Genomic DNA, 13,518 nt, shown 5'->3' with positions numbered 1-13,518 from the left:
CGGGAAAGTTGCTCTTGCTCCGCCGCCGAGGTCATCGCTGACTTTCCAGCGCAGTGGCAACTGGACCAGCAGCACCTTACTGTTCCCGTGCCTACAGCTCTGGAGCCATTGGCCCATGTTGCATATCGTCGGGCCGAGCCTCAGCATGAGGCCTAACAATTCATTCAAGCCGAACCCGCTTCGCGGGTCGGTTTAGCTCAAACTTTAGGCATCAGATCATGTACGTTGAGAGCGTTGAAATTTTCTCAGACCGATCAAACATGCCGGTGATTGGGCATCTTGGCCGCCAGTTCCCTGGCGTACTCGTACAGGGCGACACCCTTCATACGCTATGCGCTCAAGCCACTAAGGCATTGTGGGATAGGCCTGATGTCCGGGACGAACTTCAAGATCTGCACAATAAGCTGCTAAGTATGCCTGCTCACTACAAGACCGTATTCAATGAGCATCAGTTTGCGCTACCTTTCGTAGAGACGCTGATGCCTAACTATTCATTCAGGCCGAAGTTGCTTAGCGACGCAGCTTAATTCAGGTGTAGGCCGCACATGAGATATCTCCCCCTCATATTTGCTATTGCGATCAGTGGCTTCCATAACCCAGGCCGCATGATTGAAGGATTATTCACGGTGGATGGAAAGCCTACGCCAGGCATAGAGGTGAGACTTCCACATAACATCGATGATTATTCTGATTGCGGTGCCGCTCCTCTCGCGGCCGTGACGGATCAGTCGGGAAAATTTCGGGCGTCGATTGACGGGTATCCAATCCGTCCATGCTTCACACTAAATGGAAAAATCTATAGTGATTTCATGATCTTGGATGACAAGAAACAAGATGATATACAGCTAAGCTGTAGGATACCATATGACCCAAAGGGTCACTTCGAAGATTCCCACATTTGCTATTTAGGCGCGCCGCCTAACAACCCATTCAAGCCAAAGTCACTTCGCGGATCGGCTTAATTTAGGCGTTAGATGTACAATAAAATAACCCGCTACTTGCGAAACTGTAGGTCGAGCTATCTGACACTACGGTGTGTACGTCAATTCCGGCGTCAACGCCAAAAGCTACTTTGCTGGGCTAGCGGATAGCATCCGGCGCAACGTCTGCAAACCATTTCCCGTTAGCGCTACAGTCATGGCGCCTGGCTTTCCCGACATGGCGCTTGGCCAAGTCATCTCGGGTCAATGCGTCTCGGGTCAATGCGTCGCTCATCAAGCAGGCTACTGGCTCGTGTACCAACCAGAGCAGAGCCGCTTCTATTGCTTTTGGGGTGAGAGTGTGAGCAACCTCGGCGCCCATGGCGTGCTCGGCAGCCCACTGCATTGCTGGTCTGCGTAGGCACGTCTAACAATTCATCTAAGCAGGACTCGCTTCGCGAGTCGGCTTAATTCAGGCGACAGGCACTGCATGAAAGTTCGATGGCTATTTGTTGCATGGGGAATCTTTGCAGCTCTGGTTCTTTTGCTGCGTTTCGGTGTGGTCGGTCCACGAGAGTGGCTGACCACGCTCTATAGCGTGGGTAGTCTCGCACTTGCCGGCGGCGCTGGCACCCTACTCAACATCCGCTTTCGTCGAGATCTTCTGGCAGTTGATCGAGCCACCTGGGAATACCTCACGCAATTTCCTGGTCTTGGTCCTGGCTACCACAACAATCTTCGTGAGCTAGGCTGGATCGCACGACCGTCGTCTACTATCCCGCCCCACCTCAAACCGCTGTGGCTCCGGGCACGTAAGCTCGTCTGGCTACCAGTTGTTTGGTTCTTAACCACACCGGCAATCTGCATTATTGTAGGGGTCGGCGGTACCTAGCAATTCAGTCAGCCAGACCCGGTTTGCGGGCTAGCTTAGTTCAGTCGTTAGCCGTCATAGGAGAGAAGTTGGTGAGTGATACAAGGAGCGAAGTACAGCGCTTGGCTGTCGAGTGCATTGAGATGCTTCAGGAACGCGCTGGTGGTGCATTGAACTACTCTTCCCAGAGCCTAGAGGTTATTGAAGAGATACTTGCAGAAGCCTGCAACTACTTCTCAGACCTGCCGCAGGGTCAGATCACAGAAATCGTTCAGCGCGTTGGCTGTTACATCTTGGATGTTGTTTATCGTCAATTCGGCGGCCAGTTCTTCTGGCACGACGAGTATGACCAACCAATTCTGATCGTTGGAGAGCCAGAAAGTCATATCGCGTTAGTCACATGGAGCAAAGTACACGGGCGTATTGCTGGCGACGCCGGTCACAACATTCCATTTTTCTACGCAGGATTTTCAGATCGCGTAGCGAGTTCCAAACCTGGCACTAGGGCAATGTACGTGTAATGACTGCTGACAGTTCATTCAAGCCGATTCAGCGACTCAAATTCGTACTCATACATTCTGTCGCGGGCACCGGGGGAACAAGCACAGGGGTGCGTTACTAAATAGGTCAGATCTTTTAATGAGAATTCATCTAACTCACAGGCAAACGATGCTTCGCATCGCGACCGCAGCATGTGTCGGCTTTGTCGACGGTGACTTGGTCGAGGTTTGGCCCACAGATGAATCCTAAGAATTTATTCAAGCCAACGCCGCCTCGTGGCTCGGCTTAATTCGGACGTTAGGGCGCAGCAGTGAAGAATTTCGCAATTTTGACAATGGTGATTTGCACATCACTGACAGCTTGTTCCTCAGGGTCCACCAAACATCCAGCCTATGGCGGTGAATACTTCTACAACTTCGAGAACGCCATTTTCACTCCTGACGGCAAAAAGGAGGATTGGTGCCTCAGCGGCATATCCATGCAAAAAGCTGAACTTCCCGCGAAAGATGCAAGTGGCCCGTGGGGTACATCACACGTTGTCCTACGTGGCAGACTTGGTCCCAGAGGTAGCTATGGTGGCCTTGGTCGCTGCAAACATGTCCTTACTGTCACAGAGATAGTTGAGATAACCAACATGAGGGGACAAGGTGAATAGGCAGCGGTCTAACAATTCATTCAAACCGATGCCGCTTCGCGACGCGGCTTAATTCAAGCGTTAGTCCGCAAGGGAGATCGCGTGGAAGGCCCAACCAACAAGCTTCTCATCGTCGGCGGCGCACTGAGTGGCGTTGCAGCACTGGCACATCTTGCATGCTTGGTAGTGGGCGCACCGCTCTTCCGCCTCTTGGGCGCCGGAGAGCAGATGGCGCAACGTCACGCTGAAGGCAGCTGGTACCCCACAGTGGTCACGCTAGCAATCGCCACCATCTTGGCCATTTGGAGTGCGTACGCACTCTCGGCCGCAGGTGTATTCCGGCCGTTTCTGCTACGTCGAACAGTCCTTACGGCGGTCACAGGTATTTACATCGTTCGCGGTGTGGCGTTTGTCCCGGTCATGGCCTACTTCCCTGGCAACAGCCTCACGTTCTGGGTCGTGAGCTCGGCGACCTGTTTCGCCATTGGTCTAGTGCACCTTGTGGGGCTTCGCCAGTCGTGGGACAGGCTACGCCGGCTTGCGGCCTAGCCATCCATTCAAGCCGAAACCGCTATACGGTTCGGCTTAACTCAGGCGTTGCGTCTGCTTTTTCGCACCTGACATTTGAGGCAAAGATCATGAGCGACTCCCGATTTTGCCGTTCCAACCCCTACTTAAAGATTGGCAGATCGCTGGTCTTGGTCGCCCTGGGAGTGATAGCTTTTACCTCGTTCTTTCTTCCGGATAGAGATCTCCAAGCTATTGTCCGCAACATCGGTGGCGTGGTGCTGCTTTGCGGCGCTGTCGTCTATGTGATCGGTCGGTTCGTGCAGGCCAAAGGTGCACGGGCGCAGGGCTGATAATCCATTCCATCCGTCGCCGCTTCGCGGCGTCGCTTAACTCAGGCGTTCGCCGCTGTCAGGAGTCATGGCAAGATGGAAAGGACACAAGCCGACGCAATCGCGAAGACCATTTTGGGGCCGGATCTGCGTACTCAGGAGCAGATTTGCCAAAAGCGTATAGCGGAAACCGCTTATCTCGCGCGAAAGCGTAAAGTAGCATGGTTTGCTTTAGCGGGCTCGGGGATCGGTGCTGGCGTTGCATACCTCATCGGCATGCAGTTTCCAATCGGAGTGGTTTGGGGCGGGCTTGCGAGCTCCATAGTTGGCTGGCTGGTGACGCGCAGGTCCGGGGCCTAACAAGTCATTCAAGCCGTACCCGCTTCGCGGGTCGGCTTAACTCAGGTGCTAGGCAGCAAAGCAGACATGATCGCAACTCTATTCATCGCACTTCTCGCTGCTAGCTCGTCGACTGTGCCTGCCACTGAGCAACCCGCGCTTCAATGCAACATTGGACCGGCCTTGAAGCAGTTCGGAGGCAATGAGTGGCTGATATATGGCTGCGCTGACGGGCATTCCGTAGTGGTCGCTGCTAGCGCGCCCAATCCCGCTGCGCCGTTCGTCTTTATCCTCACGCCGAATGGGAACGGTGGCATTGAGTTGCGTGGCGAAGGTACTGGGACCGATTCCGCCACCAAATCCGCGTATGACAGGCTCAGCAAGATGTCCAGCTCGAACCTGGCTGCGCTTTTTCAGGAGGCTAGTCGTGCCAATGGGCGGTAAGCTGACGCCTAGCACTTCATTCAAGCCGAAGCCGCTTCGCGAGTCGGCTTGATTCCGGTGTTGGAACTCAGGGGGAGAGTGCTGTGAACTGGAAGCGCGTCGTTGGCTGGTCTGCTCTACTCATGATCTTGACCAGTGGTGTCGGTGTTCTCAGCGGAGTCTGGGTGGCTCATTCACAGATCGAACCGGCAACGATCGACCAACTAGTAGAGAGAGCCCGCCTTTTCAGGCGTGTTGCAACTGGGCTTATCGCAGTCGTCTGCTATTGGCGCCTTGCCACTGGTGCCCCGACTCGTAGGGCCTGGCAGGTAGGTGCTGCATTCTTGCTAGTACAGCTGACGGACATGGCTCTGTCTTTGGCACTGGGTGCGCATGTCGGTGAGTTACTCGAGCCGTGGGGTATCTTGCGTTCTATGTTGTACGCACTAGCAGGCTACGTTCTAGCAACGCTGAGCCACAGCAACTCACGCAAGCCGAAACCGCTACGTGAGTCGGCTTAACTCAGGCGTTAGACCTAGCTGGAAATTTTATGGTGTTCAAAGGCTTGCTCATCACTATGGCTGTCTTGTGCGCCTTTCTCGGATACCGCGTTCTTCGCCCGGAGTCTGAGGTGCATCAGCCCGCTAAAAATTGAGAATAAGGGGGCGGGGTTATTTTCCAGATGTCTCATCGGTATGGGCAACGGCTTCGTTGGACGCTGATCGGCTCCCTGCTTGTCGAGGCAGTTGACATCCCAACAAACACGCAGCAATCTCTTCCTCAAGGAGCGTAGAAACTCCTCGTACAGCGGTACCCACCTCCGAAAGACCGGTGGGTTTTTTGTGCCTGCAGATTCTGCGGGTGCAACCGACGCGATGCTCTGCGTCGGGAGGGCGGCCAATACAACACCCGCAAGGGGAATAAGCCCGCCGTCTGTACGCGGTTTCTAACCTCCCGACATCCCGTCGCCACCCGGCGGCGGGGCCTGTTCGTCAAGGAGGGCTTTGCCATGCGTCGATCCGCGTCTAGTCCCAAGCCAGCGCGCAAGCGCGCCACGGTGCCACCGCCCACCGAGATCGGCTGGCACTCGCTCGACCCAACGATCACGCCGCGGCGCTACCTCGAGCGCACCCCCATCCCCGAGCCCCGCCCCGATCCCAGCAAGCCGCGCCGCCCAGGCCACCCGCGTGCCCCGCAACACTGCACCGTCGGCTACGGCTACTACCCCGACAGCCACCAACGCATCCCCACGCTGCGCCTGCGCGGCCGCTGGCTGGAGCAGCTGGGCTTCACCATCGGCAGCAAACTCAACATCCGCATGCGCAACGGCGAGCTGGTCGTCAGCGTGGCACCCAAGGACTAAGCAGATGCGTCGCGCAGCATGCAGACCAACGCCCGCATCAAGCGCAACGCGTTTAGCATCACACCTTGCGCGCTCACTGCTTCTCGCGCAGGAGGACAAAGGTGGAGCACCAGGCCGTCGTCCTGCATCTCACATTGGATCAACTTGACTATGGCATAGCACATGGTCATGGGCAGCCGCGCTGGTATAACGAGCGTTTGTTGCAAAGGCTTGCAGCGATTGACGGCAATGGACGACTCGGCGAGGATCGTTTTTACGCCACACGGGCAACCCCGGTAATAGTCAGGCGACTTGGAGGTTTGGATGAAGTTGATGCTTCTATTGGGTGTGGTACTTGCGCTTGGCAATATCGTTGCATCGGTTGCCGTGCTTCGCGTTTCGGTGCTGTCGCCATCACAACGCGCATTGCAAGTTGCCCTCATCTGGCTTGTTCCAGTCATTGGCGCGGTGGTTTGTGCGGCATTTGCTTCTTCTCAGGCAGCTGGCTCCACGTCGTCCGATACAAGTGACCCGCTCTATCTGTCATCCGATGGTGGCGCATCGGCTGGTCAGGACGCTGGTTTTTCCGGTTGCGATGCGGGGGACTCTGGCTGTGCCGGGAGCAGTGACTAGTGGCGACGCCGGGCAAGTCGTTCAAGCCGGATCCAGTTCGCGGTTCTGTTTAATCCAGTTGCTGGACCGCTAAGGATATTTCGAGGGAGACAGATGATTCTTTGGGGATGGGGCGAGCGAGTGCTGACCTTCGACCTGGCAGAGCATGAGCACTGCCAGAGGTGCGAGCAAGAGCAAGTCTTTACACTGCGTCTCAAGTACACGTACGGACACTTCTACCATCTTTTCGGATGGGTTATCTCCAAGCAGTACCAGCTCATTTGCCCCGTTTGCTCCCACGGCTGGATAGTTAACGCTTCGGCGGCGGAAGCGCAGATTGGGTGCAACCCAGTGCCGTTCCATCAGAGGTCAGGATGGATTGTCATGCTTATCCTTGCAGCAATCATTGGATTTGCCGCCGTGACGTATCAGCATGCGGCCTGACAATTCATTCGAGCCGAAGCCGATTCGCCGATCGACTTAGCTATTCGCTCAAGCCGAAGACGCCTAACAGTCCAACTTAGCCGGGCTATTGAAATCCATGTCTGATCCCCCACAAATGTCGGCAATTGAGGCATTACACCTCTCATACAATGCTTTCCCCTTTACTGTAGAGGCGTTGGTCGAGCCAGAGTAGGAGCAGCCAAGCGATGGGCGACTACAACACCGCTTGGGAGCTACGAGATGATGCTCTGTACGGACATAACCTGATAGTTACTGGCTTCTTCACAGAGCAGCAGGAATCTGCTCTTCTTGCATTTATGGCTGCGGCACATCTTGTTCCGGTCAATGAGACATACCAGGAGGCTCGGGGCGCACCGTAAATCTTGTAGCAATGCAGCACCCCGCTTGGGAGCAGGTTCGCTTGTTGGCTAAAGCTCTCCTGGAAATGCTTGCTCCAGTGACCGAGGCAAACAGCGCATCTATTGGTTCTCCCGCTGATTCGTCCTAGAATTTCAATCAAGCCTCATCCACCTATCAAATCGAATGAGCGTAGCCGTTCGGTGCTACAGGGATTTGCAATGACTCATTCAACGCCCTACCGCGTTGTGCATCAAACACCGACTGTCGAAGCGTATCGGCATCTTCGGCAAGCAAGCGGCTTGAGTCCGAAGGCACTTGAAGCCGCCGAGCGCGGGCTGCCCAACTCGCTCTTCAGCGTGCAGGTGCTTTGCGATGGCGAACCGGTGGCGATGGGGCGCGTTATCGGTGATGGCGGCTGTTTCTATCAGGTGGTGGACATTGCCGTCTTGCCAGAACATCAGGGCCGTGGCCTGGGTAAGGCTGTGATGGGCGAGATCGCCAATTATATTGAGCAGGAAGTCCCTGAATCGGCGTACGTCAGCCTGATTGCGGATGGTCAGGCCTACAGGCTCTATCAGCAGTTCGGTTTCGTGTTGACTGCGCCCGCCAGTGTAGGCATGGCCTTCAAGAGGAACACCGCGAGCGCAGCGCCGAACCTTCGGTAGAGCTACCATTTTTCTGCTGCGCTCGCGCCCAGCGTTCCAATCTGTCACTCACGCACTGCCGCCAAGGAAAGCATGTTCTCCATCTTCAAGAAGAAAGCCGCTCCGTTATTGATCGTTCGCGCCGATGGGCGAGAGTTGTGCCACGTTACCGAGAGCGATGTCCCATGCGAGCTCAAGCCCCGTGCGTGGTTGAAGGCCAACAGCGTCCTGGAGTTTGCCGACTCGGCGGGAGAGGTGCACCGACATGAACTCGGTGCTGCGACGGGGTGGTTCCACTTTTCCGTTCGCGTGCATCCCAACCTCGGGTGCCAGGCAGACTGTGTCATTTCGCAGACCGAGCAGCTCGATCCAGATGCGTTTGCGAATGGCCAAGCATCCGGGATCAGGTTTCAGCCGTTCTTTCTGCCGGGCGCCAGCGTCAGCAGTTCCGCACTTGCAGGCAAGGGGCTTTTTGCAAGGGGTCTGCACTTCAGCGGATTAGTCACCGGTGGCAACGTGCTGCTTTCCTGTGAGTGCGACCACTGCCAGCGTTCGTTCCTGATCCGCTCCTATCACGCGGGTTTTAGCAACGCGGGATACTTCTACTCGGGGTCCGGCAAGTACACCATCACCGTCGATAGCCATCTGCCTGGCAGCCCTGCAGCGCTGTCCGAGCCGGATGCCGAAGCGCTTGCTGTGCTGGAAGACGCATTACCGTTGGCACCGGATGGGTCCCGCTACGCCTACCTCAATCCTTTTCGCTGCCCGCATTGTTCCGAGCCTTACATCGATTTTGAGGCGAATCCGGGGCTGAGGGCGAGCGAGTACTACGGGAATTACTTCGAGGGCTCAACGCTGCTGCGATACGCGCCGCCCGATGTTGAGCATTCTTCCTGATGACTCCATTGCTGCGTTGCCGCTGGTCTGTGCGAGCTCGCAAAGCAACGCTTTTATAACGAGTCCGAATGCGCTTGAGCAAGCGTGCATTGCCGTCTCATGTGCTGAAAATGAGCCTTGTTTGTTGGCGTGATGTCACGCTTCCGCTACGCAGCGCGGAGTTCCGGAGTTGCAACGCGAGCCCAAGACATTAGAATCGGTACGCGTGGTGCGCGTCAGTTCCCGCCTGCGCAATGTAATCGTCAGGTGGATCGCTTCAACTATCAACGAAGGAATGCTCATGTTGAAACCAGCAGATACCAAGCTCTATTCCAAATTGGTCGGCATCAGCATTGGCATCTTTGCAGCCGTGGGGGCTGCCCTCGGGGCAGCAATGGGCAACCTGCCGCAAGGCCTCGGCCTGGGGCTGTCGCTTGGCTCCGTGTTCGGCATTGCCTGGGCGCGTCGGCGTGGTGCCATCTGACGCCGGCACGAGGTGGCACGCGCATGTCGCTCGCCGACTGCGCTGTGCTGCCGGAGCCGACGTTGATACCGCCTGGTAACCGCTGTGACATGCAGCCATGGCAGCGGATTCGCAGCTGTTTCGGTACCGCTCCTCGCTGCCGGTCGGCAAAGCGCTGGCATGCGCTACCATTCGGTCGATGAACGTTAGATCGTGTCTTGCAGTTTTCCTGCTCGGTGCCTGTGCATCGCTTTCGGCCCAAGGGGTTTCGCCCGCCACCACGCGTGAGGTCGATCAGCTTTTCAAGGTCCTTGCGCAATCCAACTGCGAGTTTTCGCGCAATGGGTCGTGGTACGCTGCGCCCAAAGCCAGTGAACACTTGCAGCGCAAGTACGACTACTTGCAGAAGAAGGGGCTGGTGACGTCTACCGAATCCTTCATCGAGCTTGCTGCCACCAAGAGCAGCATGTCGGGCACGCCGTATCAGGTGCGTTGCGGCAACACTGCGCCGGTATCCAGCCAATCCTGGTTCACTGGCAAGCTGCGGGAGCTGCGCAAGTAATCGGCCGGCGTCAGCACCACAGCATCTGCCTTGCAGCGTTGCCTGAGGCGCTGGCAATTGCTGCTGGACAGCAGATACGCTGATGTAAATCAGGCAACGCGCAGCCTCTGCGCTGCCTCAGCGCTGCCATCGCGCTCATCGGCCACAAACGCACTCACTGCATCTTCCAGCTGCGCGGCATGGTCGCCCATGGCGCGTGCGGCGGCGCTGGCGTCCTGCATGCGGGTGACGCCGTCGCGCATGTCGGCGTCTACGCCGGCGAGGGTGTGATGCACCTGCGCGATGCTGCCGGCTTCCTGTTGTGAGGCGACGGCGATCCTGCTGAGCGTGCTGCTGACCTGGCCGATGGTGGCGACGATGTGCTGCATGCCTTCGCCGGCGTGGCGTACCTGCTGCACGCCGGCCTGCATATGCGTGACCGATTCGCCGATCAGGGTCTTGATCTGGCTGGCGGCGGTGGACGAGCGCAATGCCAGCGCGCGCACCTCGCCCGCAACCACGGCGAAGCCGCGGCCTTCTTCGCCGGCGCGTGCAGCTTCGACGGCGGCGTTCAGGGCCAGGATATTGGTCTGGAAGGCGATGCCGTCGATGACCGAGACGATGTCCTGGATGCGGCGCGAGGCCTGTTCCATCTGCTGCATGGTGCCCATCGCCTGGTGCATGGTGTCGCCGCCGCTGCGTGCGGCCTCGGAAGCGGCGGCGGTGAGCTTGTCGGCGTCGGCGGCCTGCGCGGTGTGCTCCTGCATGGTGCCGAGCACGGCCTGCATCTGGGTAGCGGTGCGGCTCAGGGTGGCCGACTGCCGCTGCACCTGCTGCTCCAAGGCATCGTTGCGGGTCAGGATGTGGCCGGCGGCGTGATTGATCGCGGTGCTGGAGCTGCGGATCTGCGTGATGATGCGCGCCAGCTCGTCGGCGGTGGCATTGGCGTCGCGCTTCATCTGCTCGAACACGCCTTCGCAGTGGCGGTCGATGCGCTGGGTCAGATCGCCACGTGACATCGCCGCCAGCATGCGGCGCATGTCCTGCAGGCTGTCGTCGGTGATGGCCAGGAACTGGTTGACGCCCTCGGCCAGCTGGCCGAGTGTGCCGCTCCTTGCATTCCCCTGCAGACGGGCACCGAGCTCGCCACGCGCAGCCTGGGCAATGACCGTGGCCAGCTGCTCTTCCAGCGCCAGGTCCTGGGTGCGGTCCTGCCACTCCACCACCACGCCCAGCGAGGCGCCGTCGTCATCGCGGACCGGGGTGATGTTTTCCTGCAGCTGCAACGCCGCCAGCGCGCGCGTTTTGCTGCTGCCTGCGTCATGCCCCAGCTGCACCGCATCGGCCAGTGCGGTGTGCAGCACATGCGCATCGACCTGCGTGCTCAGTTGCTGGAACGATTGATTGCGATAGATGGCAGCGCCCTGCCCGTCGACGATGGCCACCGCCATTGCCGATGCATCCAGCGCCAGGCGGATACGGCGATTTTCCAGCAGCAGCTGCTGCTGTTGGGCGATGCGCTCTTCCACCTGCACGCTCATGCGCACCAGCGCCTGCGCCAGCGAGCCGCTGCGGAAGGGCTGCTGCAGGATGGCCGGCGGCAAGGTGGCGCCGGTGGCCAGGGTGTCGGCCAGTTCGGCCAGCGCTTCGGCCTCGTGGTCGAGGGCATCGACCTGGCGGCGCAGCTGGATGGCCATCACGCAGACGAAGGCTGTTTCGACGATCACGTAGCCGGCATGCAGCACCACGATGCCGAAGCCGCTGCCGACGGTGAACGCCTGCACCGGCATGCCGCGCGATTGCAGCCAGTAGAACGCCAGGTGATGCACGGCGATGGCGCCTGCGGCGACCACCACCGGCAGCCAGTCGCGGTAGTACAGCAGCAGCGCCAGGATCACGAACACGCCAAAGTGCATTTCCACCAGGCCATGCGCCTGCTGGATGGTGGCCGCGACCAGGGCCATCAGCACCAGCGCGTTGGTGATGCGGGTCAGGCGTGTGCCGGGGTTGGCCTGCACTTGCCAGGCCATCAGCAACAGGCTAGGCAGCGTAACCGCCAGAAACGTGGTCCATTGGCCCTGGTACCAGGCCAGGCCCAGCGAGCCGACGCTCTGCAGCACGGCCAGCCACAGAAACAGCCGGTCGGCCTTGATCGCCAGGCGGGTGGCGTAGGTGGAGGTCGGCGGTGCCGATGCGGACAGTTCCATCATGACAGCGACTCCACGGCACAGGGACAAGGGGACACCAGCGCGGCACCCGGGGTGCGCGCCAGGACATCGGGTAACCAGCGCGACCAATCCGCCGTGCCGGCGGTGCCGCACACGGCGCCGCCGTCTGCGGGGCCGGCGTAGCGCGGTTGGCCGTCGGCACCGAGCAGCCACACGGCATAGCCGCTGCCACGCAGCGCGGGGGTGTCGAGCATGCGCACCTGGCCGCCACGCGCACGTACCGCGCTGCTGAGCACGGCCCAGGCGCGATCGGCGGCCGGGTCGGTGCAGGCGCAGGCACCTGCGACGCCGATCAGCATCGGCGCCTGCTGCGCGGCCGGCAGGCTGGCCTGGACCTGCGCCCATGCACTGGCGACGTCGGTGGCTTGCGCGTGGGGCGTGGTCCAGGCCACGGCGATCCAGCCGCACCACAGCGCGAGCAGGGCAGCGCCCAGGGTGCGTCGCGTTGAGGCGGACAGGGTGCCGAAGACGGGCATGGCGCAGCGGATTCGCGAGGTAAGGTGAGCCCCTTATCGGGTGCCGGTGCAGACGCTTGAGCCAGCTTGCGATTGAAATTAGCGATGGCAGCGATAGCACACGCCAGGCCCGTTACGCCGCAAGGGTTTGCGGGTAACGCGTGGGGTGGCTGCGCTGGCAGTCGTTTATCCGGCGCGGGATTTTGTGAGCACGCGTTCACAGATCGACGGTGGGGCTGCTGCATGCATGGCAGGCCGTGGTGGCTGTGATGTCGTCACTCTGGATTCGGGTCCAGGTGCCAGGGCGTGCCCTCGACAGCGGCGATGCATGGCGAGTCCGCCACTGAGCCGCCTACGCTTCCGGGCCCGAGTATCGATGCCTCAACAACGCACATCTAGCAGACGCGGAAATCCATCCACCGCTGCGCCTAGTGCAAGCGCTTAGGCGATCCTCCAACGCGTCGAGGCGCCCACCCGGAAGTCAGCGCCGTCAGCTCGCTTGCCGATACTGCAAACCGGCGCTTACGCCAGCGCTTCGTCGGCATCCAGCGCAACCGCCGGCTGCTGGGCATGATCGAAGCGTTCGCGTGCAGAGCGGATGGCCGCGTGGTTCTCGCCTGCCCAGTTGAGCAGCTGCGAGATCGGGCCGAGCAGCGCCACGCCGAGCTTGGACAAGGCATATTCCACGCTGGGCGGCTTGGTCGCGTAGACCTTGCGGGTGATCATGCCGTTGCGCTCGAGGTTGCGCAGGGTCTGGGTCAGCATGCGCTTGGAGATGTCCGGCACGGCGCGCTGGATGGCGCTGAAGCGGGAGGGGCCGGGGATCAGCGTCAGCAGGATCAGCATGGTCCATTTGTCGCCGATCTGATCGAGCACGTCGCGCACCGGGCACTTGGTGGCGTCGAACGGCATACCTTGCAGGGACGGCGGCGGCGGAAACAGAGCAATCGCGTTCACTGGGATATCTCACGGTAACCAGGGGGTGGAAAACTGCCTCCTTGCGGAGGTTCGAACGGCCCTGACAAT

General features: G+C 59.4%; 13 protein-coding genes. 10 read left to right on the top strand and 3 right to left on the bottom strand.

Going from position 1 to position 13,518, the window contains the following annotated elements; genetic code table 11:
* Nucleotides 1–218: 218 nt before the first annotated feature.
* From AC1KVE_RS15820 to AC1KVE_RS15775, 10 genes are all read left to right on the top strand, one after another.
* The gene (locus AC1KVE_RS15820) at nt 219–527 is read left to right on the top strand and encodes a DUF6959 family protein (protein ID WP_481092881.1); all 309 of its coding nucleotides are present in this window, start codon (nt 219–221) and stop codon (nt 525–527) included.
* 883 nt (nt 528–1,410) lie between these two features.
* Nucleotides 1,411–1,812, top strand: coding sequence for a hypothetical protein (locus tag AC1KVE_RS15815; protein WP_184457881.1), 402 nt, complete (start codon nt 1,411–1,413; stop codon nt 1,810–1,812).
* A gap of 71 nt (nt 1,813–1,883) precedes the next feature.
* Nucleotides 1,884–2,312 (top strand): hypothetical protein, encoded by a 429-nt coding sequence (locus tag AC1KVE_RS15810; RefSeq protein ID WP_481092882.1) that lies wholly within the window; start codon nt 1,884–1,886, stop codon nt 2,310–2,312.
* A 1,252-nt stretch (nt 2,313–3,564) separates the two neighbouring features.
* Complete coding sequence (locus AC1KVE_RS15805) at nt 3,565–3,786, top strand: hypothetical protein (protein ID WP_481092883.1); 222 nt, start codon at nt 3,565–3,567, stop codon at nt 3,784–3,786.
* A 1,750-nt stretch (nt 3,787–5,536) separates the two neighbouring features.
* Complete coding sequence (locus tag AC1KVE_RS15800) at nt 5,537–5,890, top strand: SymE family type I addiction module toxin (RefSeq protein ID WP_481092884.1); 354 nt, start codon at nt 5,537–5,539, stop codon at nt 5,888–5,890.
* Between the two features lie 303 nt (nt 5,891–6,193).
* On the top strand, nt 6,194–6,502 hold the full coding sequence (locus tag AC1KVE_RS15795; RefSeq protein WP_146095357.1) for a hypothetical protein: 309 nt from the start codon (nt 6,194–6,196) through the stop codon (nt 6,500–6,502).
* A 1,001-nt stretch (nt 6,503–7,503) separates the two neighbouring features.
* Nucleotides 7,504–7,950, top strand: a complete 447-nt coding sequence (locus tag AC1KVE_RS15790) for a GNAT family N-acetyltransferase (protein ID WP_046345381.1) — start codon at nt 7,504–7,506, stop codon at nt 7,948–7,950.
* A gap of 72 nt (nt 7,951–8,022) precedes the next feature.
* Nucleotides 8,023–8,826, top strand: a complete 804-nt coding sequence (locus AC1KVE_RS15785; protein ID WP_481092885.1) for a hypothetical protein — start codon at nt 8,023–8,025, stop codon at nt 8,824–8,826.
* A 169-nt stretch (nt 8,827–8,995) separates the two neighbouring features.
* Nucleotides 8,996–9,289, top strand: a complete 294-nt coding sequence (locus AC1KVE_RS15780) for a glycine zipper domain-containing protein (RefSeq protein WP_245229724.1) — start codon at nt 8,996–8,998, stop codon at nt 9,287–9,289.
* A gap of 97 nt (nt 9,290–9,386) precedes the next feature.
* Nucleotides 9,387–9,830: a YfeK family protein gene (locus AC1KVE_RS15775; RefSeq protein WP_481092886.1), complete on the top strand. Its 444-nt coding sequence runs from the start codon at nt 9,387–9,389 to the stop codon at nt 9,828–9,830.
* Nucleotides 9,831–9,919: 89 nt separating this feature from the next.
* On the opposite strand, the gene AC1KVE_RS15770 is transcribed toward AC1KVE_RS15775, so the two are convergent.
* The 3 genes from AC1KVE_RS15770 to AC1KVE_RS15760 form a co-directional block, all read right to left on the bottom strand.
* A complete protein-coding gene (locus AC1KVE_RS15770) occupies nt 9,920–12,019 on the bottom strand; it encodes a methyl-accepting chemotaxis protein (RefSeq protein WP_481092887.1) in 2,100 nt (699 codons plus the stop codon).
* Entirely contained in the window at nt 12,016–12,513 is a 498-nt protein-coding gene (locus AC1KVE_RS15765; RefSeq protein ID WP_046345378.1) for a hypothetical protein, read from the bottom strand. Before AC1KVE_RS15765 ends, AC1KVE_RS15770 begins: the two co-directional genes overlap by 4 nt.
* 501 nt (nt 12,514–13,014) lie before the next feature.
* The gene (locus AC1KVE_RS15760) at nt 13,015–13,449 is read right to left on the bottom strand and encodes a winged helix-turn-helix transcriptional regulator (RefSeq protein WP_046345376.1); all 435 of its coding nucleotides are present in this window, start codon (nt 13,447–13,449) and stop codon (nt 13,015–13,017) included.
* Between the last annotated feature and the right edge of the window lie 69 nt (nt 13,450–13,518).

The organism is Xanthomonas sp. NCPPB 2864 (assembly GCF_056675615.1).
This window is presented reverse-complemented; position numbering and strand designations above follow the sequence as displayed.

What these genes read in the sequence shown, in the direction of transcription:
- AC1KVE_RS15820 (WP_481092881.1), top strand. Translation starts at nt 219, where the DNA reads ATGTACGTTGAGAGCGTTGAAATTTTCTCAGACCGATCAAACATGCCG.
- AC1KVE_RS15815 (WP_184457881.1), top strand. Translation starts at nt 1,411, where the DNA reads ATGAAAGTTCGATGGCTATTTGTTGCATGGGGAATCTTTGCAGCTCTG.
- AC1KVE_RS15805 (WP_481092883.1), top strand. Translation starts at nt 3,565, where the DNA reads ATGAGCGACTCCCGATTTTGCCGTTCCAACCCCTACTTAAAGATTGGC.
- AC1KVE_RS15800 (WP_481092884.1), top strand. Translation starts at nt 5,537, where the DNA reads ATGCGTCGATCCGCGTCTAGTCCCAAGCCAGCGCGCAAGCGCGCCACG.
- AC1KVE_RS15795 (WP_146095357.1), top strand. Translation starts at nt 6,194, where the DNA reads ATGAAGTTGATGCTTCTATTGGGTGTGGTACTTGCGCTTGGCAATATC.
- AC1KVE_RS15790 (WP_046345381.1), top strand. Translation starts at nt 7,504, where the DNA reads ATGACTCATTCAACGCCCTACCGCGTTGTGCATCAAACACCGACTGTC.
- AC1KVE_RS15785 (WP_481092885.1), top strand. Translation starts at nt 8,023, where the DNA reads ATGTTCTCCATCTTCAAGAAGAAAGCCGCTCCGTTATTGATCGTTCGC.
- AC1KVE_RS15775 (WP_481092886.1), top strand. Translation starts at nt 9,387, where the DNA reads ATGGCAGCGGATTCGCAGCTGTTTCGGTACCGCTCCTCGCTGCCGGTC.
- AC1KVE_RS15770 (WP_481092887.1), bottom strand. Translation starts at nt 12,019, where the DNA reads ATGATGGAACTGTCCGCATCGGCACCGCCGACCTCCACCTACGCCACC.
- AC1KVE_RS15765 (WP_046345378.1), bottom strand. Translation starts at nt 12,513, where the DNA reads ATGCCCGTCTTCGGCACCCTGTCCGCCTCAACGCGACGCACCCTGGGC.